The 25876-nt window shown below is 57.4% G+C and carries 22 protein-coding genes; 6 read left to right on the forward strand and 16 right to left on the reverse strand.

The genetic code is table 11. The features are described from left to right. Positions 1 to 184: 184 nt before the first annotated feature. A complete protein-coding gene (locus CPA59_RS02330) occupies positions 185 to 1201 on the forward strand; it encodes a 1-aminocyclopropane-1-carboxylate deaminase (RefSeq protein WP_038917673.1) in 1017 nt (338 codons plus the stop codon). A gap of 63 nt (positions 1202 to 1264) precedes the next feature. On the opposite strand, the gene CPA59_RS02335 is transcribed toward CPA59_RS02330, so the two are convergent. The 3 genes from CPA59_RS02335 to CPA59_RS02345 form a co-directional block, all read right to left on the reverse strand. Beyond that, a complete protein-coding gene (locus CPA59_RS02335) occupies positions 1265 to 1768 on the reverse strand; it encodes an Lrp/AsnC family transcriptional regulator (RefSeq protein ID WP_033568499.1) in 504 nt (167 codons plus the stop codon). A gap of 174 nt (positions 1769 to 1942) precedes the next feature. Next, complete coding sequence (locus CPA59_RS02340) at positions 1943 to 2473, reverse strand: chorismate mutase (RefSeq protein WP_038917674.1); 531 nt, start codon at positions 2471 to 2473, stop codon at positions 1943 to 1945. A gap of 391 nt (positions 2474 to 2864) precedes the next feature. Continuing rightward, on the reverse strand, positions 2865 to 4097 hold the full coding sequence (locus CPA59_RS02345) for an MFS transporter (RefSeq protein ID WP_107758627.1): 1233 nt from the start codon (positions 4095 to 4097) through the stop codon (positions 2865 to 2867). Between the two features lie 418 nt (positions 4098 to 4515). Here CPA59_RS02345 and CPA59_RS02350 point away from each other — a divergent pair, with 418 nt between their 5' ends. Beyond that, a complete protein-coding gene (locus CPA59_RS02350; RefSeq protein WP_038917676.1) occupies positions 4516 to 5226 on the forward strand; it encodes an HD domain-containing protein in 711 nt (236 codons plus the stop codon). Between the two features lie 56 nt (positions 5227 to 5282). Here the strand turns inward: CPA59_RS02350 and CPA59_RS02355 are convergent, their stop codons facing one another. Beyond that, the gene (locus tag CPA59_RS02355) at positions 5283 to 6752 is read right to left on the reverse strand and encodes a SulP family inorganic anion transporter (protein ID WP_038917678.1); all 1470 of its coding nucleotides are present in this window, start codon (positions 6750 to 6752) and stop codon (positions 5283 to 5285) included. Then, positions 6749 to 7387, reverse strand: a complete 639-nt coding sequence (locus CPA59_RS02360) for a carbonic anhydrase (RefSeq protein WP_038917679.1) — start codon at positions 7385 to 7387, stop codon at positions 6749 to 6751. The genes CPA59_RS02355 and CPA59_RS02360 overlap by 4 nt, the downstream gene beginning before the upstream one ends. A gap of 1327 nt (positions 7388 to 8714) precedes the next feature. Here CPA59_RS02360 and CPA59_RS02365 point away from each other — a divergent pair. Further along, positions 8715 to 9521 carry an IclR family transcriptional regulator gene (locus CPA59_RS02365; RefSeq protein ID WP_038917680.1) on the forward strand — a complete coding sequence of 269 codons (807 nt, stop codon included), beginning with the start codon at positions 8715 to 8717 and terminating at the stop codon, positions 9519 to 9521. Between the two features lie 86 nt (positions 9522 to 9607). Here CPA59_RS02365 and CPA59_RS02370 read toward each other — a convergent pair whose 3' ends face one another. The 5 genes from CPA59_RS02370 to rhaB form a co-directional block, all read right to left on the reverse strand. Then, on the reverse strand, positions 9608 to 11197 hold the full coding sequence (locus CPA59_RS02370; RefSeq protein ID WP_038917681.1) for a methyl-accepting chemotaxis protein: 1590 nt from the start codon (positions 11195 to 11197) through the stop codon (positions 9608 to 9610). A 346-nt stretch (positions 11198 to 11543) separates the two neighbouring features. Beyond that, entirely contained in the window at positions 11544 to 11858 is a 315-nt protein-coding gene (rhaM, locus tag CPA59_RS02375) for an L-rhamnose mutarotase (RefSeq protein WP_107758628.1), read from the reverse strand. A 196-nt stretch (positions 11859 to 12054) separates the two neighbouring features. Beyond that, on the reverse strand, positions 12055 to 12882 hold the full coding sequence (rhaD, locus tag CPA59_RS02380) for a rhamnulose-1-phosphate aldolase (RefSeq protein WP_107758629.1): 828 nt from the start codon (positions 12880 to 12882) through the stop codon (positions 12055 to 12057). Between the two features lie 9 nt (positions 12883 to 12891). Continuing rightward, positions 12892 to 14148, reverse strand: coding sequence for an L-rhamnose isomerase (locus CPA59_RS02385; RefSeq protein WP_107758630.1), 1257 nt, complete (start codon positions 14146 to 14148; stop codon positions 12892 to 12894). Continuing rightward, the gene (gene rhaB, locus CPA59_RS02390) at positions 14145 to 15617 is read right to left on the reverse strand and encodes a rhamnulokinase (RefSeq protein ID WP_107758631.1); all 1473 of its coding nucleotides are present in this window, start codon (positions 15615 to 15617) and stop codon (positions 14145 to 14147) included. Before rhaB ends, CPA59_RS02385 begins: the two co-directional genes overlap by 4 nt. 347 nt (positions 15618 to 15964) lie before the next feature. Here rhaB and rhaS point away from each other — a divergent pair, with 347 nt between their 5' ends. Further along, complete coding sequence (gene rhaS / locus CPA59_RS02395) at positions 15965 to 16801, forward strand: HTH-type transcriptional activator RhaS (protein ID WP_038917687.1); 837 nt, start codon at positions 15965 to 15967, stop codon at positions 16799 to 16801. A gap of 37 nt (positions 16802 to 16838) precedes the next feature. Continuing rightward, complete coding sequence (gene rhaR, locus CPA59_RS02400) at positions 16839 to 17693, forward strand: HTH-type transcriptional activator RhaR (protein ID WP_038917689.1); 855 nt, start codon at positions 16839 to 16841, stop codon at positions 17691 to 17693. A 329-nt stretch (positions 17694 to 18022) separates the two neighbouring features. Here rhaR and CPA59_RS23050 read toward each other — a convergent pair whose 3' ends face one another. The 6 genes from CPA59_RS23050 to CPA59_RS02435 all read right to left on the reverse strand — a co-directional run bounded on the left by CPA59_RS23050 (position 18023) and on the right by CPA59_RS02435 (position 24395). Beyond that, the gene (locus CPA59_RS23050; RefSeq protein WP_225623141.1) at positions 18023 to 18181 is read right to left on the reverse strand and encodes a hypothetical protein; all 159 of its coding nucleotides are present in this window, start codon (positions 18179 to 18181) and stop codon (positions 18023 to 18025) included. A 313-nt stretch (positions 18182 to 18494) separates the two neighbouring features. Beyond that, complete coding sequence (locus CPA59_RS02415; protein ID WP_049854640.1) at positions 18495 to 20195, reverse strand: ABC transporter ATP-binding protein; 1701 nt, start codon at positions 20193 to 20195, stop codon at positions 18495 to 18497. Further along, entirely contained in the window at positions 20192 to 21031 is an 840-nt protein-coding gene (locus tag CPA59_RS02420) for an ABC transporter permease (RefSeq protein WP_107760757.1), read from the reverse strand. The genes CPA59_RS02415 and CPA59_RS02420 overlap by 4 nt, the downstream gene beginning before the upstream one ends. Before the next feature lie 31 nt (positions 21032 to 21062). Further along, positions 21063 to 22028, reverse strand: a complete 966-nt coding sequence (locus tag CPA59_RS02425) for an ABC transporter permease (protein ID WP_100848801.1) — start codon at positions 22026 to 22028, stop codon at positions 21063 to 21065. Then, the gene (locus tag CPA59_RS02430) at positions 22006 to 23634 is read right to left on the reverse strand and encodes an ABC transporter substrate-binding protein (protein WP_107758632.1); all 1629 of its coding nucleotides are present in this window, start codon (positions 23632 to 23634) and stop codon (positions 22006 to 22008) included. Before CPA59_RS02430 ends, CPA59_RS02425 begins: the two co-directional genes overlap by 23 nt. Positions 23635 to 23852: 218 nt before the next feature. Further along, positions 23853 to 24395: a DUF1440 domain-containing protein gene (locus CPA59_RS02435; protein WP_038662787.1), complete on the reverse strand. Its 543-nt coding sequence runs from the start codon at positions 24393 to 24395 to the stop codon at positions 23853 to 23855. Between the two features lie 408 nt (positions 24396 to 24803). Here CPA59_RS02435 and CPA59_RS02440 point away from each other — a divergent pair, with 408 nt between their 5' ends. Then, positions 24804 to 25838 (forward strand): hypothetical protein, encoded by a 1035-nt coding sequence (locus CPA59_RS02440; protein ID WP_107758633.1) that lies wholly within the window; start codon positions 24804 to 24806, stop codon positions 25836 to 25838. The last annotated feature ends 38 nt before the right edge of the window (positions 25839 to 25876 follow it).

Here is a 25876-nt window from a genome sequence, read left to right on the forward strand (position 1 = left end):
TATTTTTATTTTAAGTTTCATAAAAATATAAATTGGTTAATTTTTTAAAAAATTAATGGTTAAAAACGCAATTTAAATCAAGTTGGTTTTGTGTAGTATCAGGGGTAAGCGATGACGCGGTTTTCCTGCCGGAAAGCGGTCATCTGATGCCTGATTGACCCACGTTAGCCACCGGAGCCTGACTATGAACCTGGAAAAATTTCCGCGTCACCCCTTAACCTTCGGACCGTCGCCGATTACCCCGATGAAACGCCTGAGTGAATACCTGGGCGGTGATGTGGAGATCTACGCCAAGCGTGAAGACTGCAACAGCGGTCTGGCGTTCGGCGGCAACAAGACCCGCAAGCTGGAGTACCTGATTCCGGAAGCGCTGGCGCAGGGCTGCGACACGCTGGTGTCGATTGGCGGCGTGCAGTCGAACCAGACCCGTCAGGTGGCCGCCGTCGCCGCGCATCTGGGCATGAAATGTATCCTGGTACAGGAAAACTGGGTGAATTATGCCGACGCGGTGTACGACCGGGTGGGTAATATCGAGCTGTCGCGCATTATGGGCGCCGACGTGCGTCTCGATCCGGCCGGTTTCGACATCGGCATCCGCGAAAGCTGGAAGCAGGCGATGGACGAAGCGGCGCAGAACGGCGGCAAACCGTTCCCGATCCCGGCCGGCTGCTCCGAGCACCCTTACGGCGGTCTGGGCTTCGTTGGCTTCGCTGAAGAAGTGCGCCAGCAGGAAAAAGAGCTGGGCTTCAAATTTGACTACATCGTGGTGTGCTCGGTAACCGGCAGCACTCAGGCCGGCATGGTGGTAGGGTTTGCCGCCGACGGCCGTTCCCGCAATGTGATCGGCATTGACGCCTCCGCCAAGCCGGAAAAAACCAAGGCGCAGATCCTGCGCATCGCGCAGAACACCGCCGGGCTGGTGGAGCTGGGCCGCGAGATCACTGAAGAAGACGTGGTGCTGGATACCCGCTACGGCGGCCCGGAATACGGCTTGCCGAACGACGGCACGCTGGAAGCGATTCGCCTGTGCGCGCGTCTGGAAGGGGTGCTGACCGACCCGGTGTATGAAGGCAAGTCGATGCACGGCATGATCGACATGGTGCGCAACGGCGAATTCCCGAAAGGCTCCAAAGTGCTCTACGCCCACCTCGGCGGCGCGCCGGCATTGAGCGCTTACAGCTATATTTTCCGCAATGGCTGATTGTCGTTGCGACGTACCACGCCGGGAATATCCCGGCGTGGTTATTGTTTTGTGTGCTCGCCTTTAAAACACCAACTGCGTTGTCGACAGCACTTCCCGCAGGCCGATAAACGAGCGGATCTGACGTACGCCCGGCAGGAACAGTAACTGTTCGGCGTGCAGTTTGTTGAAGCTCTGGTTGTCTTTGGTGCGGATCATCAGGATGTAATCGAACTCGCCGGTGACCACGTGGCACTCCATACAGCCGCTGATTTTCTGCACCGCCGCTTCAAAGTCTTCAAAGCTTTTCGGGGTAGAGCGGTCAAGCACCACGCCGATTAACACCACCATGCCGACATTCAGCGCCTGCGGGTTCAGCAGGGCGACATAACCTTTGATCAGCCCTATCTGTTTTAATCGCTCCACCCGGCGCAGGCAGGCCGGCGCGCTGAGCTTGACCTTTTCCGCCAGCGCTACGTTGGAGATGGAGGCGTCGGACTGGAGATAACGCAGGATAGCGAGATCAAAACGGTCAAGATTGAGGCTTTTTTCGTCCGGGCTATCGGCGGCGGCGGTTTTGGTTTTCATGGTGGTTTAATCTCCACTGGAAGTCACATTGACGCAGCAAAATTGCGCATTAGATGAGTATGGCGCAATTTCCTTCAACATAACACCGACTATTTCAGGGCGACGCGCTTGATGGCGGATAAGGGGATGTGCGGACGGCGTAAAACGGCGCGCATGAGGCGCGCCGTCTGAGGGTTATTTCTGTAATCTGGCCTGCTTTAGCGTGGTGTACAACCGCGCCTTGTCGTGCTCGCTGAGGTTCTTCTGGGTCACGGCGTGCATAAACGCAGCGTGATTCAGCCGGCTCAGGCTGCCGCCCTGTTTGTGCAGGGTATCGGCGAGTTGCTGTAGCAGCACGCCGTTCAGTTTGGCGATTTGGGCGCGCACTTCGTCCAGCGGGCGCGGCTGCCAGTCTTTCTCCGGCACAGCCAACCAGTCGGCGCGGTAGCGATACTGAATCGCCTTGGCGGCATCCATCTGCGCCTGAATGAACGGCGTAACCGAGTCGGCGTCCAGTCCGTACTGCGTCGCCTGCTGTCGGCTGGCTTTCAGTACGTTGTCTTCCTGTTGCAGATCCTCAATCGCCAGATGATGAGCCGCTTTGTAGCCCGCCACATCCTTCATGTAGCCGAGGCGTTGGTTAACCAGTGATGCCAGATCGGCGCTTTCCGCTGCCAGCGCACTGGTGCTGATCAGGCAGGCTACCAGACACATTGTCCGTAACATATTGTCTCCAGATGGTTGAAAGTAAGAAGGCAAAGCCGCCATATCGACCCTGCCGTCGCCACGGACGCCTGCGGCGAACACGGCAATCATCGCGCCACCATCTTAAGTGCATGGCATAGCGTTGTGATCAACGCGGCGATGGCGGATTCGTAACCAGACGTACATGTTGTTTTGCATTCTGTGCGGTGATTACTGGATGTGATTGTATGAATTCGTGTTATCAGCCGATGCGGCTACCCTGATTCCACGCGCGCTGCCGTAGATTATTTCACCCGTAACCGCTGGAGCCGGAAAGGGAAGCGATAGTGGAAGCCGCTTCATTTTTATAAAATTTTCATACTGTTGGACATATATTGATACGTTCCGCCAGCGGGCGTGGCGGAACGTGGCGTCATCCGGAGTGGTCGGGACGGGGCGATGGCAGCGATGTGTCCGCCAGTTTGCGCCGCAGACCGATCAGCAATCCGATGCCGGCCAGCAGCGAGAGCGCGATGGCGATATGCATGAACCAGGTCAGCGGCCAGTCGTAGCGCTCGGACAGAAACAGGAACACACCCATCAGCGGCAGCACCGACTGGTTCAGCATCAGGATCAGCGAGGAAACGCTGGCCAGCCGCTCGTAGGGAATCAGCGTCAGGCGCAGGGTGCGCATGATATTGCCGGTGAAGACCTTACCGACGATGCCCAGCGCGTAGAACGTCAGAAACGGCCCCAGGTGATCGAGCGTGGTGGTCAGCAACAACGAAGCGACGACAATCAGGCCGAGTCCTGCCGCCAGCAGCGCTTCCCGGCTCAGGCGACTGAGCGCCGCGCCGTAAACCAGCGTGGATAAAAATCCTGCCGCGCCGGCGCAAATATCAATGAAACCAAAATATTTCACTGATAATCCCATCTGATTTTCAATCAGGGCGGCGCCGCCGGACTCCACCAGCCCATCGAACATATTATTTCCGGCCGCCAGTACGATCATCAAAATAATAAATGGATTTCTGATTATCATCAGTAGCGGGAATAATTTTTTTGGCGCTGGGCGAGGCGAGTTGATTTTATTTTCCGACGCCGGGTCTGGGGTGAAAGAAAACAAGCGGGAGGTGAGGAAATAATAAGCGTTGCATAAATAGAATGTGGCGGCGATATACAAAAGCGTCAAAAAACCGTATTCATACAACAGTATGCCAATCAACGGCCCCAGCACCATGCCGAGTAAATCCAGCCGGGTCAGCAGGTTGGCGTCCCGATCGATGTGGCGGCTATGGGCGGCGATCAGCTTTTCCACGGCGGTGAGGGTTTGCGCGTTGCCGATAGACACCCCGGCGCCCAGTAGCCCGCAGGCCAGCGCCAGCGTCAACGGTTGTTCGGCAAAATTCAGCACCAGACAGAGCAGCAGGCAGCCAAACGCCTTGACCGCGTCGGACGCGATAGAAATGGGGCGGACGCCCCAGCGATCAATCAGCGCGCCCAGCGCCGGGATCAGCACAATGCGCGGCAGCCACCATAACGTATAAGACAAACCGGAGTAGGTCAGGCTTTGGGTTTCGGCGTAGACCAGCACCGGAATCAGGAACACCATCAAACCATCGGCGATAAACACCAATGCAAGAAAAAAAAGCAAAACCGGACTCATGGGATAAATACCCCTGACAGCATAACCCTCCATAGCTGCAAGTTGCAGGGACATCGGTTTTCTCCGCCACCCCGGCCGCCTGCTGTTGTAAGCGCCTGGGGATTCACTGCGTCGCCGTCGTCCTGCCACTCGAATTATTTCGGGCATATCAGGTCATGTTTTGTAAATTAAAAAAATGACGTAAGCGGAAACAAAAAATAAACGCTACGGCACCGTATAAGCGCCTCAATATAATAATGTGTCGTCGGGAAAGTAAATGTTTATTTATTGACAAAACCGGGGTAAACATTTTTTGTTTAAAATAATTTTACCGCTTATTATCAATTTTGAAAAATGCGCTGCCCACATCAGTCATGTTGCTGTCATTACTTTTTGGCTATTCTGTGGTGATCTAAATGGATTGGTGCAGGAGAACGGCATGGATTTACTTGGTTTTGAACAGACGCTCAGTCAGTACGTCGCCCGGCATCTGGCGGACTCCGTGGATAGCGCGCACGATCACCACCATCTGGTGCGGGTGGCGAACAGCGCCCGGCACATTCAGCGCACGGAAGGGGGCGACCTGCGGGTAATTATCGCCGCCGCCTGGCTGCATGACATTGTTTTGATCCCGAAAAATCACCCGGATCGCAGCCGGGCTTCGCGCATGGCGGCGGAAGAAGCGGTGCGTATTCTGTCGCTGGATTTCCCCGATTTTCCCTACGCGCTGTACCCGGCGGTGTTTCATGCGGTTGAGGCGCACAGCTTCAGCGCCGGCATTACGGCGGAAACGCTGGAAGCCAAAATCGTGCAGGATGCCGACCGGTTGGATTCGCTCGGCGCGCTGGGGCTGGCGCGGGTGTTCTATGTGGCGGGCATGATGGGGCGGCCGTTGTTTGATCCGCAGGATCTGTTCGCTTGCGATCGCGAGCTGGACGATCGCCTCTACACGCTGGATCACTTCCGCGTCAAACTGATGCGCTTGCCGGAAACCATGAATACGGCGGAAGGCAAACGCATCGCCGAAGCCAATGCATCCTGGCTGGTGGATTTTCTGGCCAAGCTGGCCGGGGAAGTCAATGGCGACCCGACCTTGCTGGATCCGCTGGTTCGCGCGCAATTCAGCGCCTGGCATCCCTGGCTGACCTGACGCGAGCCAGCTAATCCCGAAGCGTCGTACCGGCTGTTGCCGGTACGACGCTTATCTCACACCGGCCACTGCGCCAGCCGGATGCCGCGCGCTGGCGCGTTATCGCGGAAATCCTGCAACACGGCCTGTACATCCGGGTCGATATAGTCCGCGTTGTCGTGTTCCACAATCACCACGCTGTTGGCCGGGATGCGGTTCAGCAGGCCCTGCAGACGCGGGTTGTGGACAAACGTCAGGTTCTGCTGGAAACGCAGCACGAAGTGATCGCTGTAGCGGGTGAGCTGCAGCGCGTTGCGGTGGCTGCCGTAGAAATTGATGAGCAATTGCGTCACCATCCCCAGCGCGATCCCCGCCAGCATGCCCAGCGCGATAATGCCGACGATGGTGGTGATAAACGGTATGAACTGTTGCCAGCCCTGTTTCCACTGTTCGACAAACAGCGACGGCGACGCCAGTTTGTAGCCGGTATAAAGCAGTACCGCCGCCAGGCTGGCCAGCGGAATGGCGTTGAGCAAGTCGGTCAGGTACAGCACGCTCAACAGCAACAGCACGCCATGCAGCAGGATGGAGATTTTACTGCGCGCGCCGGCGTTGACGTTGACCGAACTGCGCACGATCACCGCCGTGATGGGCAGACCGCCGAGAAAGCCGCTCAGAAAATTACCGATCCCCTGGGCGCGCAGTTCCTTGTCCGGCGATGGGGGCGGCGTCTGCGGCTTGATTTTCTTCAATGCTTCCTGACTCAGCAGGGTTTCCAGGCTGGCGACCAGCGCCAGCGTAACCGCCACCATGTAGACGGCCGGGTTACGCCATGCCAGCCAGTCCGGGCGCAGCAGCTCGTCGGTCATTTCGGTGAAGCCGGCGAATTCCGGCAGTACGATGCGCGGCATGCTGCCGAGGATTTCCGGCATCGCCTGCGCGCCATACAGGGTGAATATCCCGCCGAACAGCACCGCGACCAGCGGCCCTGGCAGCCAGGTCAGATAGCGGTGGTTTTTTACCGCCGAGGTTCCCCACAGCCATTGCAGCAGCAAACCGCCGCCCGCGACGACGATAGCGCCGATAGAGAGCGCCGCGGCCGGGTTTTGCCACAGACTGCTGAACTTGGCTTTGGCGTCCGCCCCCAGCGCCAGCGGGAACTGCTGGATGATCAGCAGCAGACCGATGGCGGCCAGCATGCCGCGGATGACGCTGCCGGGAATCACCGAAATGAAGCGTCCGGCGCGGGCGACCCCCATCAGGAACTGCAACACGCCGGCCAGCATGATCGCCAGCAACAGCGCGGAGAATGAGCCCAGCGTTTCGATAGCGCCGGAAACAATGGTGACCAGCCCGGCGGCCGGGCCGCTGACTGCGAAACGGGATGGGCTGAACAGGGTGACCACCAGCCCGCCGATCAGGCCGGTCAGCAGGCCGACGAACGGCGGCAGACCGCTGGCCTGGGCGATGCCGAGGCACAGCGGCAACGCCACCAGGAAAACCACCAGACCGGCGGGAATATCCTGCCGAAGCGTACTCAGGTTCATGTCGATTCCTCCACGGCGTATTGATGAATAAGCTCTTTCAGATGACCGTTGTGCAGGTCGTAAACGCAGCCATAGACGCCCAGTTCGACGCCGTCGCGCCAGGCTTGCAGCACCGGCGGCGCGTTCACCAGCCGGGCGAACTGCTCCAGCACGTTGGCTTCCACCAGTTGATTCTGGCGTTGGGCTGCGTCGTCCGCGTCGTCCGCGCCGTCGTCCGGCAAAGCGATATGGTGGGCCAGCGAGGCGCGCAACGATCGGATGCGGCGGGACAGCGGCGAATCTTCATTTACCAGTGGCATGCCCGGCAGGTTGACTGCCGCCTGCACCCCGCCGCAGCCGTAGTGGCCGCACAGAACAATGCGCGACACTTTCAGGTATTCCAGCGCGTATTGCAGTACGCTCATGAAGTTGTCGTCGTCGTGGCTCACCATGTTGGCGATATTGCGGTGCACGAACAGCTCGCCCGGATCGGATCCGGTGAGTACTTCCGCCGGCACCCGGCTGTCGGAACAGCCGATCCACAGCGAGTGAGGTTTTTGCACCAGCGCGTGCTTCCTGAAATAGTGGGGGTGGCGCTGCCGCCGTTGCAGTGCCCAACTGCGGTTTTTGGCGAGCAAAGGTTTTAGCGTCGTCACAACAGAACTCTCTCTACCAGGTTGAACATAACTCACAATGAGAAGGTGCCTCGCCGGATAATGGCGGGACACGGCCTAATTAACGCGTCGCATATTCACGGCGCGTATTTATCCGATACCGGAACTGTCACATCCGTTCTTATTCGGAATGATTTTTTCTGTTAAATAAGATAATTCCGATCAGTAATTACTGCGGTTTATCTCTGTCATTCTTTATTCAATAAGAAAAAAGAATGACGATATCTGTCAGTTGCTGCTGTGGGGAAATAACGACAGTTCAGGAGGTAATAATATTACCCAGTCCCAGTCAGCATTATTTTTATACCCTTCATACTTCAAGTCGCAGGTACGTTGGCTTTATTACATTACCCGGCCATCCATCTCGGCCATACATGAGCCTCGCTCCTTCGGGGCCGCAGCACGCGGCGTTTAACGCTGCTCAAAGAATATTTATCATTCATCTCAGTCACTTAATCGAGTAAGCTCCTGGGGATTCGCTGCGTCGCCGCCTTTCTGCAACTCGAATTATGTTGGATACGCTCGTTATGCTTTGTTTTATTTAGTTATTTTACGGCGCCGGTCGTCCTGCATCGTGGATCGCCGTCTGGTTTATTCATGGCAAGCGCCAGCCGCCGCAGGCGATAGCAGATAAGCCTGTGGGGGATGTCATAAAAAATTAACAGTATGATTTTTATCAAATTATCTTCTAATTTAAGTATCAGATTTCTCTGTAAAAATCATCGTATGTACAGCGGAAATACGCCGGAGGGAAAGGCATCCTTACCCGTTTTAACACAGCGATTATCACCAGGGTGACAATGTGTTTTTCTGTTGTGTTGTTGTCCTTTTACGTCGTCGTCCTGTCACGGTTTGACTGTCACCCTTATTTTCAACACTGCCTAAATGTATAGCAACAATAATCTGACAATACCAGTCCGATGATAAAATTTATTTTCAATAAATCCACATCAAGAGACGGGTTTTATTTTTAGTTAAGACGATTAATCCGGAAAATGAATTGACTTTGGACTGGTTTTGTTCCTGATGTGTATTATTTTTCTTATCGAATAAATAACGGATAATATGTTTATCTTCTTTTTTGAAGATAAAAAAGGCGACGCGAATTTATTCGGTATTGCGGAAATAGATAATTTTTTCTTTTTCGTTGTAAATGATTGTCAGCTATTGTCGCGCCGCGTAGAAAGTGTCCGTACTACTTAGGCGGCTTTTTTTCTGACGATGTGAAGCAGAGCGGGCTGGGATCACGTCATGTTGCGCTGAATCGTGGTATCGATAGACGCTAATGTTTAGCCAGAGGGAGCGATGCATGGAAACGATGTCGCGCGGTCATGACAAACCCGCGGGGAACCAAAGCCTGCTGCGGGGATTTCTGCTGCTTGAGATTTTAAGCAATTACCCGAACGGGTGCCCGCTGGCGCATTTGGCCGGGCTGGCCCGGCTCAACAAAAGCACCGTGCATCGCCTGTTGCAGGGATTGCAGGCGTGTGGCTACGTCACCCCGGCGCCCGCCGCAGGCAGTTATCGTCTGACCACCAGGTTCATTACGGTTGGGCTGACATCGCTGGCGCCGCCAGAGGTGATCCGGCTGATTACACCGCCGTTGCAGGCGCTGAACGCCGCGACCGGAGAAACCGTCAATTTTTCCCGGCGCGACGGCGATTACTGCATTCTGCTCCACAAGCTGGAGCCCACCACCGGTATGTTGCGCACCCGCGCTTACCTCGGGCAGCAGATGACCTTGTTCAGTTCGGCGATGGGGAAACTGTTTCTGGCTGACGACACCAAAGACGCGCTCTTTTCCTACTGGGGCCGCCATCAACCGCATATCCGCAAGCTAACCCCGTATACCATTACCGACCCGGGACACATGCAGCGAGAGCTGGAAGACGTGCGCCAGCGCAAGGTGGCGTTCGATCGGGAAGAGCACGAAGTCGGGGTGTCCTGCATGGCGGCGCCGGTATTTGATGCGCAGCAGCGCGTGAAATACGCCATTTCGTTATCGCTTTCTTCGGCCAAGCTGTGCCAAATCGATGAGGAAACTCTGTTGACGCCGTTGCGCCAGACCGCTGACGTGCTTTCTCAGGCGCTGAAAACCCTGCCCGACGACATGTAAATAAGCGCGAATCCGTACAGCGGGGCTAGGGGTAAGAAGGAAGGCAGGAAAACCGGGCCGTCGACGCGACGACCCGGCGGGATGGATCAGTTGAGGCGCAGCGGAGACTGTTGTGCTTCCAGATGGAAGAAGCGCACGGAGTCGCGTAACTGCTCGCCCTGTTCCGTCATGGACTGGGCGGCGGTGGCGGCCTGCTCGACCAGCGCGGCGTTCTGCTGGGTCACGCGGTCCATTTGGTCAATGGCGATGCCGATTTCCTTGATTCCCTGATGCTGTTCGTTGGAGGCCATTGAGATTTCCGCCACGATGTCGGTGACCTTGGTGACCGAACTGACGATCTCTTCCATCGCGTGGCTGGCGGTGTCGGCGTGGCGGGAGCCATCGGTGATTTTCTCCACCGTGCCTTCGATCAGCGTTTTGATCTCTTTGGCGGCGTTCGCGCTCTTCTGCGCCAGATTGCGGACTTCCCCGGCAACGACGGCGAACCCTTTGCCTTGCTCACCGGCACGCGCCGCTTCCACCGCGGCGTTGAGCGCCAGGATGTTGGTCTGGAAGGCGATGCCTTCGATCACCGAGATAATGTTGACGATTTTCTGCGAACTGTCGGAAATTTCATGCATACGCTTGAGCATGTCGTCCACCACGTTGCCGCCGTGCACCGCGGTTTGCGACGTCTGACGCGCCAGTTCGCTGGCCTGATGGGCGTTATCGGCGTTGCGTTTCACGGTTTCGGTGATCTGCTGCATGTTGGAGGAGGTTTGCACCAGCGATGCCGCCTGTTCCTCGGTACGCTGCGACAGGTCACTGTTGCCCTGAGCGATTTCGCTGGCCGCCAGCGAGATGGATTCGCTGCCGTTCACGATGTTGTGGATGATGTCAGCCAGCTTTTCATTCATGTTCTTCATGGTGGCCAGCAGGCTCTGGGTGTCGCCAGCGCGCAGGTTGATGGCGGTATTGAGGTGCCCGGCGGCGATCTGGTTCATGATCGATACCGCATAGGCCGGCTCGCCGCCAAGCTGACGAGACAGGTTGCGGGCAATCAGCGTGGCGATAACGCCGGTTGCGATCAGCGCCAGCAGTAACAAACCGGACAGAATATAAAGCGCGGTACGATAACCCGTTGCTGCCTCAACGGCGGCCTGATCGCCGCTGGCGATCTCCATTTCCACCAGTTTCGCCAGATCCTTCATCAACTGGGTGCGGTATTTAGCCGAAACCGCGCCGCTGATTTTGCTGGCATCGTCCAGTTTTTCACTGTTGACCGCGTCAATCACCTTGGCGTTGACGTCCACGAAATTCTTGAAATTATCCGTTACCTGGCCGAACAGCGCTTGTTTGTCCTGTGCGTCGTTTTTCACCAGTTTGGCGTAATTGGCCTGGGCGTTCAGAAATACATCCTGATTCTGCAACAGTTCCTTGCGATGGCCCTCTCGCTCGTCGGGCGTTTTGGAAGAGATGTACTGTATCTGCTGCAGACGTAATTCAGACAGGACGCCACGCATTTCCAGCGTATAGCGCACCCCCGGCAGGCGATTGTCGCGGTAGGCGTCGATACGGTCATTATTGGCGCTGAGTTGATAGATGGAAACGGCGCCAATCAGCAACATCATCACGATCAGCACGGAAAAACCGAACAGCAGCTTGGAAAAGACGGTTAATTGCGAGAATTTTTTCATAGTTTTTTTCTTGGCAAGGGAAAGTATCTTTAATAACGGCAGGGTAATTCAAAAATTTATTCCCTTCATAGGGGGGAGTCGTCATTTTGACGAATTGTTTTTTATTTTTTTGAATGGTGATTTTGTGATGCCGATTTATGATTTTTTGTTCTTTCTGTGAATATGCCCAAAATAATGCAGGTTGCAGGAGAAGCGCGTCATGCTGTGCAAGGCGCGGGCGCGTTGTCCTGCGCCTCAAGTTATTGGGGAAAAAGGGAAGTTTTCTATTTGCGAGACGAATTCATACAAAATAAATAATCGTATGATTCGGTGCTGTTAATTTTAGCGGCTGGCGTGCTGACGCGAATTAATCCAGATAAAAAACCGCCTTGAGCTCGGCGCTGACCGGGCTATTATCCGGGTTGGCGGGCATCACCTCTTTCATGTATTTCCACCAGCGCTGGCAGGCGTCGGTTTGCGCGACGGCGTTCCAGCGTTCTTCCGATTCAATTTCCACGTACGCGAACAGCAGGTTGCGCGCCGGGTCGAGGAAGATGTTGTAGTGGTGTGCGCCGTGCGCTTTCAGTTCCGCTTCCAGCTCCGGCCAGATTGGGTTGTGGCGACGCTGGTATTCCTCGTGGCAATCCGGGAAGACCGGCATCACAAAGGCTTTTTTCAACATATTCGTCATCCTGTAAACAGTGACAGTAGCCCGCATTCGGCGGGAAACATCCTTGTGTTCCATGCCGGCCGCGCACGACGTCAGGGTTCCGCCTGCTTTTCACCATTACCGGTGAACCCCGACGGCGTTTCTGCCCGCATGGTTCCTGATGGTTATATTCACCCGGCATAACGCCATTTACCCGGCATAACGCCATTTACCCGACACGTAAGGCGGACGCCATCGGCGTGACTCCAAACCGCTCGCCGAGCGCGATCAACTCTTCAGTCGAGATCGTCTGCTTCTTCCCGCCCATCGCGCGCACCTTGACCATCACCTCTGCCGATTTTTCGGCGGTATCGATCAGACCGAAGGCGTCATCCAGCGACGGGCCGGTGCCGAAGATACCGTGAAACGGCCACAGCACCAGCGAATGGTGTTGCATCTGTTCGGCGGTGGCGCTGCCGATGGCGTCGGTGCCCGGCACCATCCACGGAACAATGCCGACGCCGTCCGGGAATACCACCAGACATTCGGTGCTGCCTTCCCACAGCTCGCGGGTAAACGCCGCGCTGTTCAGTTCCAGCACGTAGCTCAGGGCGATCAGGTTGGTGGCGTGGCAGTGCATGATGACCCGATCCCGCCCGTCGCTGAGGTTCATGCGCACGATGTGCGACTGAAAATGCGCCGCCAGCTCCGAGGTCGGCAGGCCGCCGTGGGTCAGCCCCCAGAAGATACGGTAACCGAGGCCGTCGTCATCCACCTGCAACAGCGCCAGACTGTCGGCCGGGTCCAGTTGGACATTGCGAAAGAACTTGCCGGAGCCGGTGACGATAAACCAGCAGCCTGCCAGTTCCGGCATCGGCTGGGACAGCGCTTCGTGCCGCGGCTGCGGATAAAAGTCGCTTTCGAACGGCGTCACGTCGTCTGTGGTCAGGCGCAGGCTGATGTTGCCGCCGTTGCGTTCATCCCAGCCTTTGAGCCACATGTCGCCGGTGGCCTTGATCATTCCCTGTACAAACCAGGAGGTGAGTAGTGATTGCATGGCAAATCCTTAACGTTGACAGAGAACGGTGTTTTCGTAATGACGCACGGACTGCAGCCAGTCGCCGCCGGGCGTGACGTCATGCTGCTGGCAGTAGTGTTCCCACACCGCCTGCCACGGCAGCGATTTCTGCTCTTCCAGCAGCGCCAGCCGGGCGGTGTAGTCGCCGTTTTGTTCCAGCGTACGCAAGGTGTCGGTGGGTTCCAGCAGCGCGCGCAGCAGCGCTTTTTTCATGTTGCGGGTGCCGATAATCCAGGCGGCGATGCGGTTGATGGAAGCATCGAAGAAATCCAGCCCGATATGCACCCGATCGAACAATCGGTGGCGCACGACTTCGTGGGCGATGGCCTGCGTTTCGTCGTCCAGCAGCACCACGTGGTCGCTGTCCCAGCGCACCGGTCGGCTGACGTGCAGCAACAGGCGCGGTACGAACAGGCTGGCGCTGGAGATTTTGTCGGAAATCACTTCGGTGGGGTGGAAGTGACCGGCGTCCAGACACAGCGCGGTCTGGCGGCTGGTGGCGTAGCCCAGATAAAACTCGCTGGAGCCGACGGTAAAACTTTCCGCCCCCAGCCCGAACAGTTTGCTCTCCACCGCGTCGATATGGTGCGCCGGGTCCAGTTTTTCGGCGAGAACCTCGTCGAGCGACGCCAGCAGCCGCTGACGGAACGCCAGCCGGTCGACGGTCAGGTCCTTCATGCCGTCCGGAATCCAGATATTCATTACCGAAGCGGTGCCCAGTTCCTGGCCGAACCAGGCGGAAATACGGCGGCTGGCCTGACAGTGCTCAATCCAGAAACGGCGCACGTTTTCATCCGGGTGCGACAGGGTAAAACCGTCGCTGCTAAGCGGGTGCGAAAAACAGGTGGGGTTGAAGTCCAGCCCCAGTTGATGTGTTTTGGCCCAGGTTACCCAGTGGCTGAAATGGTGCGGTTCGATGGCGTTGCGCGCCACCGGCGTATCCGATTCCAGATAGATGGCGTGCAGATTCAATCGCTTCGGGCCGGGGATCTGGCGGAACGCCTGCTCCAGATCGGCGCGCAGTTCGGCGGCGTTGCGCGCTTTGCCGGGATAGTTGCCGGTGGCCTGAATACCGCCGGTCAGCGCGCCGCTGTCGTGCTCGAAGCCGGCGACGTCGTCGCCCTGCCAGCAGTGGATGGAGACCGGAATCTGATCCAACTGGCGCAGCGCGGCATCCACATCAATATTCAGTCGGGCGTAACGTTCTCTGGCCAGCCGCCAGGCGGTTTCTATCGCGGTATTCATACGGTAAGCTCCTCGTTAACCTGGCACAGCGCCTGAAAACGGCGCCAGTGACCAGCAAAATCACTATCCTGTCGGGGGATAAACGGTTGCAGCGGAATGTTGTCGGTGAGCAGACGGCGAAAGGCGTCCAGATCCGCCACGTCGCCCTGCGCCATCAGCTGACAGCCGATGTTGCCGAGGGTCGAGGCTTCGGCCGGGCCGGCCAGCACCGGCACCTGACAGACATCGGCGCACAGTTGGTTCAGCAGGCTATTACGACTGCCGCCGCCCACCACATGCAGATGGCGCAGCGGCGCACCGCGCAGCTCGCCCAGCGTCAGCAGGCCCTGACGGTAGGACAGCGCCAGGCTGTCCAGAATGCAGCGCGTCAGCGCGGCGGTATTGGCAGGCCGCGGCTGGCCGTGTTCGCGGCAGAGTTCATACAGCGCGTCGCTCATCGACGGCGGATTAATCAGCCGCGCGTCGTTCGGATTGATCAGGCTGACGAAGCCCGGCTGCGCCGCCGCGGCGTCGAGCAGCGCCGGCAGGTCCGCGATCTGCTGTTCCTGACACACCTGCTGCAATAGCCAGAGTCCCATAATATTTTTCAGTACCCGGTAACGGCCGCCGACCCCGCCTTCATTGGTGATATTGGCGGCCAGCGCCGCCGGACCGGTCAACGGTTCACGGTTTTCAATACCGATCAGCGACCAGGTGCCGGAGCTGAGGTAGGCGCTGTCCGCGTCGGTCAGCGGGGTGGCGACCACCGCGCTGGCGGTATCATGGGTGGCGACCGTCACTACCGGCACGGCGCAGCCGCTGGGTGCTACCCAGTCGCCCACCCGGCGGCCTGGCCGGCGCGGCGCGGCGAGCCAGTTGGGCGGCACACCCAGATAATCCAGCAGACAGCGGTCCCAGTCGCCGCTATCCAGATTCAGCAACTGGGTGGTGCTGGCGTTGGTGTATTCGCAGGTCATCTGGCCGGTCAGCCGGTAGTGGAAGTAGTCCGGGATCATCAGCAGGTGCGCCACCTGCCCCCAGACGTCCGGATCCTGCTGGCGCAGCGCCCGCAGTTGGTAGAGGGTGTTGAACGGCAGAAACTGGATGCCGGTCTGCCGGTAGAGGCGCTCGCGGCCCAGTTCGGCGATGACTTGCGCCATCTGGCCGTCGGTGCGGTGGTCGCGATAGGCGTAAGACAGACCCAGCCGGTTGCCTTGCCGGTCCAGCGGCACCATGTCTACGCCCCAGCTATCGATACCGATGCTGACGGGGTGAATGCCGCGCGCGTCGACGGCTTCAAGCCCGTGGCGAATCTGGTGTTCCAGTTCGTCCAGATCCCACAGATGATGCCCCTGCCAGTGCCGCAGCGGATTGTTGAAACGGTGAATTTCCGCCAGCGTCAACCGCCGGGTTTCGACCGCCAGCGACGCCAACATCACCCGCCCGCTGGATGCGCCGAGATCGACCGCTACGTAATGCTTGACCGCCATTGCCGTTCTCTCCGTTGTCGTTATGGTGTGTTTGTGACTGTGTTCGGCAGTGTAGGAGAGTTGGAACGGCGGCACCTTTGGGTGAGTGCCATCTGAAAAATGGGGTTGGCAAAATGGCAAAGTTGACTGTGAATCGGCTCACAGTTTATGGCGATAGTCAGCTTGTAACCCTGTAATAACGAGTTGTAAACGCTTGTGATCCTGCACACAGTTCAGTGATTTAACCGCCGGATCTTGAAAAAATGACCTCGCGACGGCGATGTCGCGGCGCTATTTTAAGGCGCGGGGGCCTGCCTTCTGACTACTATCCGGACATGCGGATGCGTCGCTGAGGGGAGGAACGCGACATGACACAACTTCATGGCGAAGAGTTTTTTGCTTCACAAGCGGCGACGGTGGCGGTGGAACCTCGCATGCCGCAGTGCGCCTTTCCTGAGCATTATCACGACTTCTGGGAAATCGTGCTGGTGGAGCAGGGGGCCGGCGTGCACGTGTTCAACGACCAGCCTTTTGCCCTGTGCAGCGGGGCGGTGTTCTTCGTGCGGGACAACGATCGCCATCTGTTTGAACAGGTGGAGGAACTGCACCTGACCAATGTGCTGTATCGGTCGCCGCGCGGGTTTCGCTTTTTGTCGGACATCGCGCCGTTTCTGCCGTATGGCGCCAATGGCGAGTGGCTGGGGCAGTGGCAGGTGAACGCCGCCGCCCAGCAGCAGGTCAAGCAGTTGATCCTGCAACTGGCGGCGCTGGCGCATCATGATCAGCCGGAGGATATCGCCGCCAGCGAAAGCCTGTTCCTGCAAATTCTGGTGCTGCTGCGGCAAAAGCGTTTCCAGACGCAGGGCGACGGCAGCGCACAGCAGGGCATCCAGGCGTTGCTGGGCTGGTTGCAGCACAACTTTTGTGAAGAGGTGGATTGGGAAACGCTGGCGGACCGCTTTTCGCTGTCGCTGCGTACGCTGCACCGGCAACTGAAGCAGCACACCGGCATGACGCCGCAGCGCTATCTGAACCGGTTGCGGCTGCTGGAGGCCCGGCGTCGGTTGCAGCACAGCGATGACTCCATCACCACCATCGCCCATGATTGCGGCTTTAGCGACAGCAATCATTTTTCCACGCAGTTTCGCAAAGCCTTTTCGCTGGCCCCCAAAACGTTGCGCCATCAGGCGCTGTGTGAGGACTAAGAGCCTATCCCAGTAGGCGTTATAGGGGCGACAGGCTGTGCCATCCCGCGGGTTGAAGTTACGAACGGAAGATTACTTTCTTACCGACAAGAATACGGTCACGGTGGCGGAGCGCAGCCCGCAGCCGGCGTTTCCGTTGCATCATCACGACTTCGACGAGCTGGTGATCGTCTGGCGCGGCAATGGCCTGCACCTGTGGAATGACGTTCCCTACCGTATTACCTGCGGCGACCTGTTCTATGTCACCGCCCGCGACCGTCACAGCTACGAATCGGTGCATGACCTGGAGCTGGACAACATCCTTTATATCCGTGACCGCCTGACGCTGCCCACCGACTGGCAAAACCTGCTGCCGGGCGGCGAGGTGCCGCAGCAACAACGCTACTGGCGGCTGGCGACCCAGAGCATGGATACCTTGCGCGACAAAGTGGAAAATCTGACGCAGGAATGCATGAAATCGGACCCGCTGTCGTTACAGCTCAGCGAAGTGCTGCTGTTGCAGATTGCGTTGCTGGCGCTGCGTTATCGCTACGCGCCGGACAGCACGCAACTGGCCGACGCCCAACAGCTGGACCTGCTGATGAATGCGTTACGCGCCAGCATCGCCCGGCCGTTCCGGCTGGAGGATTTCTGCCGGTTGCACGACATCGGCATGCGCAGCCTGCGCAGTCGCTTCAAACAGCAGACCGGCATGAGCGTTGCGCAGTATCTGCGCCAGTTGCGGCTGTGCCGGGCGATGGAGCTGCTGCGCCACAATCGCCAGACCATCAGCGAAGTGGCGGCCGAATGCGGCTTTGACGACAGCAACTATTTTTCCGTGGTGTTCCATCAGGCGTTCGGCGTCACGCCGAGCGGTTACCGGCAGCGTTTTCAGGTTGGTGGCAAAGCGTGAGATGGTGGGCGGCTATCGCTATTTCGATGACGGCTGACGTGTTGAGCGTGAGGTGTGGTAATAGCGCCAGAGTTTTATGATAAGTAAATAGGCCAGTATTGCTGTGATTAATTCAATAACCATCATTGCCGAAATATAAAGATCTTCAGGATCGCGGATACTGAGAGCATCAGACAGCCTAAACAGCAACGTTACTTGATCTTTGGTCATAGGAACGGGGTAGGTATGAACATAACGTACCGATAAGAAAAATAAAATAATAAATAAAATCGACTTTAGTGCTCTGCGGGTAAATGTGGTCATTAGTGATTATATTTTTATTTTTCTGGTTAACGTTTCATGGATTGATGGTATTTCCATGCTCGCATACCTAACCCGTACAACACCACGGTGATAACCATATTAATCAGCAGTACTGCCAGCAGGTAAAACCACTCCGGATCACGGAACCCCAGACTGTTAGCAACCGTGACGAGCCAGTCGGTCATGTTCCGCGTGAATGTTATCGGGTAGGGATGGATATACCTCAGTGATAGGTAATAAAGGGTGAAAAATAATAGAGTCTTAAACACCCTACGGGAAAATATTGTCATCAGTCACGACCTTAATATTCTTGTTGGCGTTGTCACAACGCGCTGCCTATAGATTAGCACGTCTATCAAAGGTATTTATTGCCGTGGCTGGAGCATTTTATGCTGAAGTGATTTTAGGTTGCCGTTCTGGACGTAATGGGCGCCATCATGCACTACATTTTCATTTTAATTGAAAACGTAACGTACATGATGGCGCGCTGAAATAACGTCAGGCGTAAATATCGTTATTTTGTCGGTTAATCGCTACCGGGGCGACGGTGGAAAGTAATTGCCGGGTGTACGGGTGTTGCGGTTGGTTAAAAATCTGCTCCACGGTGCCGCGTTCCACCACGTCGCCGTCTTTCATGACCGCAATCCGGTGACTCATGTGTTGTACCACCCCCAGATCGTGGGAGATAAACACCATCGACAGTTGCAAGCGTTGCTGCAACGCCACCAGCAGGTCCAGCACCTGCGCCTGAGTGGTGACATCCAGCGCCGATACCGGTTCGTCGCAAATCAGCACATCCGGCTCCGCCGCCAGCGCCTGGGCGATGGAGATGCGCTGGCGCTGCCCGCCGGATAACGATTGTGGTCGTCTGGAGAGCAGCGTCGGCGACAACCCCACCAGTTCCAGCAGAGCAAGAATACGCTGCTGGCGGACAGGCGGGCTGAGATCGCGCCGTAGGCGCAACGGTTGTTGTAGGATCTGCTCAATGGTGAACTGCGGATCGAACGAACTGAGCGGATCCTGCGTGATGGTTTGAATACGGGCGCGTAACGGGCGGCGTTCTCGTTCGGCCAGCGAGCTCCACGGTTGGCCGGACAGGCGCACTTCACCGCTGTCCGGTTGCTGCAATGCCAGAATCACTTTCCCCAGCGTGGTCTTGCCGGAGCCGGATTCGCCGACAATGCCCAGCGTCTCACCTCGTTCCACCGTCAGCGAAATGTTGTTCACCGCCGTCATACGGCTGCCGTCCGGGCGTTTGAACGAGACGGATACGCCGTCTACCTGCAACGCCAGCCCGTTCTTTTCGCCTGATTCGCCGGCGGAAGAGAGCAGAGTCGACGCCTGCGGGCTAAGCGGGTTTTCTCCCGCCAGCCAGTTGCCGCGGGTGGCGGCGGTCGGGATAGCGGCCAGCAGCCTGCGGGTGTAAGGGTGCTGGGGAGCGGACAGCACCTGTCGCGCCGGGCCGCGTTCCACCAGCGTACCTTTCTGCATCACCATCACCTGATCGGCGACCTGCGACACCACCGCCAGATCGTGGGTGATCAGCAGCACGCCGTGTCCGGCCTGCGCCAGCGCGGTGAACAGTTTCAGTACCTGCTGCTGGACGGTGGCATCCAGCGCGGTGGTGGGTTCGTCGGCGATCAATAGTTTTGGCCCGGCGGCCAGCGCCGAGGCGATCAGCGCCCGCTGGCGCAGCCCGCCGGACAGTTCATGCGGGTACTGCGCCGCGCGGTTGGCCGGATCGGGAATACCGACCTGGGCCAGCAACTCAGCGACGCGTGTCGCCACATCGTTACGCGACGCCAGTTTATGGGTCAGCAGCGGTTCTGCCACCTCCTGCCCGATGCGCCGCAGTGGATCGAGCGACACCAGCGCGTCTTGCAGCACGAAGCCGATCTCCCGGCCGCGCACCTGTTGCCACTGCCGATCGCTGAGTTTTTGCAGGTCGCACCGGCTGCCGTCGTGGCGCACCAGTTCGATGGCGTTGGCCTGAATCTGCGCCCGTTCACCCGCCAGCCCGACCAGCGTTCGGGCGGTGACCGATTTGCCGGAGCCGGACTCGCCCACCAGCGCCAGAATTTCACCCGGATTAACCTGAAACGACAGGTTGCGCACCGATTCCACCGGCCCGTGCGGGCTGGGGAAGGTCACGTTTAATCCATCGACGCGTAGCAACGGCTGCAAAGCAGACTGACTCATGCTGCCCCCTTAGCCAAAATGGCCTGCAAACGCCGGCCCAGCAGGGTGATGACGATGACCGACAGCGCAACGACGCTGGCGGGAAACAGGCTGACCCAGGGGGCGATATCCAGGAAGTTGCGGCCGTCGGCCAGCAACGCGCCCCATTCCGCCGTGGGCGGCACCACGCCAAGCCCGAGGAAACTCAGCGCAGAGGCGGACAGCACCGCGTTGCCGACGCCGATGGTCGCCAGAATCAGCAACGGCCGTAATGTGTTGGGAATGATATGGCGCACCACGATGTACAGTGGATGCTCGCCCAGCGCGACGGCGTGTTCCACGTAGCCGGACAGTTTCACCTGCAGCACCTGCGAGCGCACCAGCCGCGCATAGCTGGCGACGCCGGCCAGCCCTACCGCCAGCAGCGTATTTTCCGGGCCGCGCCCCAGCACCGCGATCACCAGCAGCGCCAGCAGCATTTCCGGAAACGCCAGCATGATATCCAGCAGCCGCACCAGTACGCGGCGTACCGGCAACGGCGCCAGCGCCGACAAGGTGCCCAGCAGCACGCCGCCGAGGCAGGCGATTAACATCGCGCCGACGCCGATACTCAGCGACAGTGACGTGCCATAGACGACGCGGGTGAACACGTCGCGCCCGAGCGGGTCGGTGCCGAACCAGTGGTCCGCGCTGGGCGGCTGGAGCACCGCCCCCATGTCCATCTCATCCGGCAGGCGGTGGGTGAACAGCGTAGGGAAAAACACCGCCAGCAGTAAAAGCAGTACGGCGGCGGCAGGAAGCAGGGTTGCCGGCGCCAGCCAGGGGCTACGATAGACCGTGCGATAAGGGGTATGCATCAGCGTCAGAGGCTCACGACTGGTTAAAGGTTCACTGCTCATGGGCGTTCGCCTTTTTTCTCAAACGGGGGTCGATAATCAGATACAGCGCATCCACCAGCAGGTTGATGACCACAAACAGCAGGGCGGACAGCATCACCAGCCCCAGCACTAGCGGCATGTCGCGGCTTTCGATGGCATGCAGGGTAATCTGGCCGATGCCGGCGCGGCCGAACACGGTTTCGGTCAGCACCGAGCCGCTCAACACGCCCGCCAGTAGGGTGCCGGTCAGGGTGGACGCCGCCAGCGCGCCGTGGCGCAGGCCGTGCCGAACGCGCAGCCAGGTTTCGCTGACGCCGCGGGTGCGCACCGTCAGCGCGAACGGCTGCGATAGCGCCTCTTCCAGCCCGTCGCGCAGCACCTGGCTTAGCAGAGCAGCCAGCGGCAGACTCAGGGTGACGACCGGCAGCACCAGCGATATCAATCCGTCGTTGCCCATTACCGGGAACCATTGCAGACGGAAGCTGAAAACGCTGAGCAACACGATGCCGACCCAGTAGACCGGCGTGCTGAGCAGCGTCAGTTCCAGCCAGGACATCAGCGCCCGCAGCCGGGCATGGCGTCCGGCGGTCAGCAAGGCGTTAAGGATCGACAGCAGCAGCGCCAGCACCAGCGCGCTGAGCGCCAGCTGGACGGTTTCCCTCATGGCGTCGCCGACCAACGCCACTACCGGCTGCCGGTACTGATAGCTGATGCCGAAATCGCCTTGCAACGCCTGTCCGCAGTAGCGCAGGTATTGCATCCACAGCGGCTGATCGAGCCCGAATTGCTTGATCAGCGCTGCCCGGTACGCCTCATCCACCACGTTATCGCCGCCGCTCAGGATCGCCACCGGATCGCCGGGGATCAGCTTGACGGCAATAAACGTCAGCGTGGCTGCGCCCCAGAGCACAGCCACGATGGTGAAGAGTCGCTGGAGAGCCGTGACGGCCAGGTTACGGTTTAATCCAGACATCATAGAAGTTCGGTTTAGCGTTGGTGGCCCAGCTGATGCCCTGTACTTTCTTCGACAGGCCCAGTTGGTAGGCCGGGACGAACAGCGGCACGGCATAAGCCTGGTCGAGCAGTTCGTGCTGGATCTGGCTGTAGAGCTGCTGACGCTCGGCGTCGCCGGCGCCGATGGCTTTTCTCAGCTTGTCATCCAGCGAGTGGGTGCGGCTGAAGTTGTTGCCGTTGGGCGGAATATAGTTGGAATCAAACACGGTACGCAGGATATCCGGCTCGGCACGCACAAAATAGTTGGACGCGATGTCGTAGTCGTTATCGTTGGTGCGGCTGATGAAGCCCCCGCTGTCCACCGGATTAAGCTGGACATCGATACCGGCCTGTTTCACCTGGAACTGCACTGCCTGGAACAGGGTGATTTCCGCTGCTTCCGATGAACCGGTGCTGTAGACGAAATGTACGGTCAGGCGTTTGCCGTCTTTGGTGCGGTAGCCTTCGCCGTCTTTGGTTTTCCAGCCTGCGTCATCCAGCAACTGGTTGGCTTTCTTCAGATCAAAACCGCCCAGCGATGTGGCTGACTTGTCGTAATACAGCGTGGAAGGACCAAGAATATTATCCGCGGCTTTCAGGGTGCCGAAGAACGCCACTTTTGTCGCTGACGCGGCATCCACCGCGTGCAGGAAGGCGCGGCGCACGCTGACATCCTGGAACGGGCCTTTAGACGTATTCAGGTAAAGCACCCGGTTAACGCCAGGGTTCTCGCGGGCGATCAGTTCCAGACGGTTGTCTTTTTTCAGCGCGGCGGCGTTGGCGGGCGGCACGGCGTCAATCGCCTGCACCTGGCCGCTGCTCAACGCGCCAAGGCGCACTGAGGATTCCGGCAGATATTTAAATTCGATTTTATCCAGATAGGCCGGACCGGTGTGGGCGGCATAGCCCGGTCCCCAGTGATAATCCGGACGTTTTTTCAGGCGGCTGCCGCTGCCTTTTACGAAGGATTCCAGAATGAACGGACCGGAGCCGACGATGGTGTTGCTGGTATTCGGAGTGTTTTTCAGGTACGTCGGCGACTGAATGCCCAAATACGGCAGGCTCAGCCCCTGCAATAGCGCGGCGAACGGGCTCTTATAGCTGATCACCAGCGTGTAGTCGTCCGGCGTGGTAATGCTGTCGATTGGCCCCAGCAGGGATTTGGCGTAGCTGGAGGTGGTTTTCGGGTCGAGAATACGGTCCAGGTTGTATTTTACCGCCGCCGCGTCCAGTTTGGTGCCGTCGCTGAACGTCACGTCCTTACGCAGGTGGAAGGTATAACGGGTGTTGTTGTCGCCGATTTCCCAGCGTTCGGCCAGCCAGGGCGTAAAACGGTTGTCTTCCGCCTGACCAACCAGCGAATCCACCACGTTGCGGGCGACCAGCGCCGCCACGGAATAAGCGGTGATGGATGGATCGATGACCGGGGTATCGCTGCCCAGCCCGATATTCAGCGTGCCGCCTTGCACGGGCGTAACGGTGGCGTCCGCCGCGTGGGCGAAAGGCGATGCGCCCACCGCCAGAGACAGCAGCCCTGCGGTGAGTAAGGAGAACCGTGATGTTTTGCTTGCCGGAGATAATGTCGCCATTCCCTGAGTCCTCGAAATTAGCATAGTAATAAGGAGTGTAGTCTTAACAACCTACTCTAGGGAGTTGCCGGAAGTGTGTAAAAGCATAAAAAATTATTTTTAATTCCCAAAAGGATATAAAAGAAGACTGTTTTTATTAAGGTCGTTTTTATAAAGCTGCTTCATAAAGCATGAGAACAAAGGCCATCCTGAATAGATGGCCTGATGAGGCAGGAAACTCAGTGCGCGTGTTGTGTAGTCAGCGCGTTGTCTTCTGACTGGTGGGTGATGCGGTTACGCAGATCGCGCCGCGCCAGTTCGGCAACCCAGAAGCAGAACATGTGGCCGAAGATTTCTGAGAAGTGCTCGGCGAACGGCTGGTCCCACGGTGCCGGTACGGTACCGAACAGCGGCAGCAGCACCACATGGAAGACGGCCCACAGCACCAGACCGTAAAAAGCGCCTTGCCAGAGCTTGATGCGCGGCCAGAATTCCGCTGCTACGCAATAAAGCACGGTAAAGGTAATCGAGAAGCCGAAATGCATGATGAAACTCATGATCGGCCGCGGATTGCCGTTGAACAGATAGGTCAGATGCGAGAGATCAAACGACATGCCAAGCTGTTGCAATAGCTGCTGAGGCGGGTTGGTAAGATCCCTTTCCGGGGTACGAGGCGGGAAGGGAATTTCCCAGCCGAATTTGGCGATCGCGCAAATGATGCCGGCAATAATGCCAATCATCACCGCCAATATAATTTTTTCCTTAACGGTACGAGCCTGCATGGTATTTCTCCTTGGGAATAAAACAAAAAAAAGAAAAGACGAACAGTGAATAATTCACTCTCCTTTAAATAGTTACGATCGTCTTTGCCGATAGCATACGCCTTTAAATCACGATGTTCGAGTGTTAGTCATCAAGGCTATCTATCTGATGTGTTAATTGTTTTTTCCAATCATGATAGATGTTCTTTTAATGCGACAGATATTAAATGCTGTGGTTTCTTGTAATGAAAATGTATTGTGATTTATCTGAGGAATGGATAATTCCGTCTGTAAATATTAATGCGTTATCGAATGTGGCGAAAATAATTGGTGGTGCTTATTTTACTGTTATTATGAAATCTGAATGCTGCGTAACTGCCTGGACATTATTCAGACGAAAATAACATCTGCGCCTGACAAGGATGATCAATGAGAAAAGTGATGTGGCTGGCAATGTTGCTGGTCGTGCCGTTACTGGCGTCCTGTATCCGTTTTTCCAATCCCGCTCCTTATAAAAAGATGCTGCGCGCCCAGTTCGGCGAGCAGTTGCAGTACCTCGATATGACCCGGCTTTCCCCCTCGGAACCGTTTAAATCCTGGCAGGGCGCGTATGCGCTCTACCTGCTCGATCGCAGCGACGACCAGACCTTTATGGTCCGCTTTGCCGAAACCGACTCACCGGCGCAGTTTTTGGCGCGGGTTCAGGCGGAACGGGCAGAGAAGACAGCGTTCGTCAAACGACAGCAGGCGTACCTCGATCGGTTGCTGAAGCTGAATCTGACGGGCGATTTTTTCTCGCTGGCAGGTGAGGATTTGCAGGATCGGGATGAGTGGCTGGTGGCTTATTTTGCCGATCTTTCACAGCTCGGTCAGGATCGGTTTTTTATGTCAGACGCCAGTCTGAAAGCGCTGGCGGCCGCGCTGGCGCAGAATCGCGATCCCAAACCGACGATCCGGATTTACGACGCCAGCCTGAAAGACAAGTACGCCGGCGTATTGAAAAAACACTATCACGGCATTAATGAACCGATCGGCGGCGAGCGTTATACCTATCGCATCAGTCTGGCGGATGGCGGCGCTGTCGCTTATGGTATCGATAATACCGTTTCTCCCGCGCCGGGCATTGTCGAAGAAAAAAAGACCCCGCTCTATGATCGCTGCTATCAGGTTATTGCCCGGCAGATTAGCGAAAACTATTTTTATCGCACCTATGGCGTCTATATTTCACCGCTTGGTTTTTATCTGGGCGATTCGGTTATCCGCGAACGTATTCAGGAAAAATTGGGAACCCGGCCTTATTTTTCTTTTTCGCTGCTGGATCAGATGAACGGTCAGAAGGTGGTGCGAGGCATCGTGGAATATACCGACTGGAAGAACGGCGATGGCAAACAGCAACTGTTTGAATATACCTATTTCTTTGCCGGCGAGCGGGTCGTATTGCGGGATTTGCGGGCCGCGCCATAACGCACGCGGCCCGATATTCTCAGGTTATGTGGCATGGA

Origin of the sequence: Dickeya sp. Secpp 1600, assembly GCF_003049805.1 — a bacterium.
Lineage (GTDB): Bacteria > Pseudomonadota > Gammaproteobacteria > Enterobacterales > Enterobacteriaceae > Dickeya > Dickeya fangzhongdai.

Coding starts and splice junctions, on each gene's coding strand:
- rhaS (WP_038917687.1), top strand. CDS start 15,965: ATGACACAACTTCATGGCGAAGAGTTTTTTGCTTCACAAGCGGCGACG.
- rhaM (WP_107758628.1), bottom strand. CDS start 11,858: ATGTTGAAAAAAGCCTTTGTGATGCCGGTCTTCCCGGATTGCCACGAG.
- CPA59_RS02435 (WP_038662787.1), bottom strand. CDS start 24,395: ATGCAGGCTCGTACCGTTAAGGAAAAAATTATATTGGCGGTGATGATT.
- CPA59_RS02350 (WP_038917676.1), top strand. CDS start 4,516: ATGGATTTACTTGGTTTTGAACAGACGCTCAGTCAGTACGTCGCCCGG.
- CPA59_RS02335 (WP_033568499.1), bottom strand. CDS start 1,768: ATGAAAACCAAAACCGCCGCCGCCGATAGCCCGGACGAAAAAAGCCTC.
- CPA59_RS02425 (WP_100848801.1), bottom strand. CDS start 22,028: ATGATGTCTGGATTAAACCGTAACCTGGCCGTCACGGCTCTCCAGCGA.
- CPA59_RS02365 (WP_038917680.1), top strand. CDS start 8,715: ATGGAAACGATGTCGCGCGGTCATGACAAACCCGCGGGGAACCAAAGC.
- CPA59_RS02415 (WP_049854640.1), bottom strand. CDS start 20,195: ATGAGTCAGTCTGCTTTGCAGCCGTTGCTACGCGTCGATGGATTAAAC.
- CPA59_RS02345 (WP_107758627.1), bottom strand. CDS start 4,097: ATGAGTCCGGTTTTGCTTTTTTTTCTTGCATTGGTGTTTATCGCCGAT.
- CPA59_RS02385 (WP_107758630.1), bottom strand. CDS start 14,148: ATGAATACCGCGATAGAAACCGCCTGGCGGCTGGCCAGAGAACGTTAC.
- CPA59_RS02355 (WP_038917678.1), bottom strand. CDS start 6,752: ATGAACCTGAGTACGCTTCGGCAGGATATTCCCGCCGGTCTGGTGGTT.
- CPA59_RS02370 (WP_038917681.1), bottom strand. CDS start 11,197: ATGAAAAAATTCTCGCAATTAACCGTCTTTTCCAAGCTGCTGTTCGGT.
- CPA59_RS02430 (WP_107758632.1), bottom strand. CDS start 23,634: ATGGCGACATTATCTCCGGCAAGCAAAACATCACGGTTCTCCTTACTC.
- rhaD (WP_107758629.1), bottom strand. CDS start 12,882: ATGCAATCACTACTCACCTCCTGGTTTGTACAGGGAATGATCAAGGCC.
- CPA59_RS02340 (WP_038917674.1), bottom strand. CDS start 2,473: ATGTTACGGACAATGTGTCTGGTAGCCTGCCTGATCAGCACCAGTGCG.
- CPA59_RS02440 (WP_107758633.1), top strand. CDS start 24,804: ATGAGAAAAGTGATGTGGCTGGCAATGTTGCTGGTCGTGCCGTTACTG.
- rhaB (WP_107758631.1), bottom strand. CDS start 15,617: ATGGCGGTCAAGCATTACGTAGCGGTCGATCTCGGCGCATCCAGCGGG.
- CPA59_RS02330 (WP_038917673.1), top strand. CDS start 185: ATGAACCTGGAAAAATTTCCGCGTCACCCCTTAACCTTCGGACCGTCG.
- CPA59_RS02420 (WP_107760757.1), bottom strand. CDS start 21,031: ATGCATACCCCTTATCGCACGGTCTATCGTAGCCCCTGGCTGGCGCCG.
- CPA59_RS23050 (WP_225623141.1), bottom strand. CDS start 18,181: ATGACCGACTGGCTCGTCACGGTTGCTAACAGTCTGGGGTTCCGTGAT.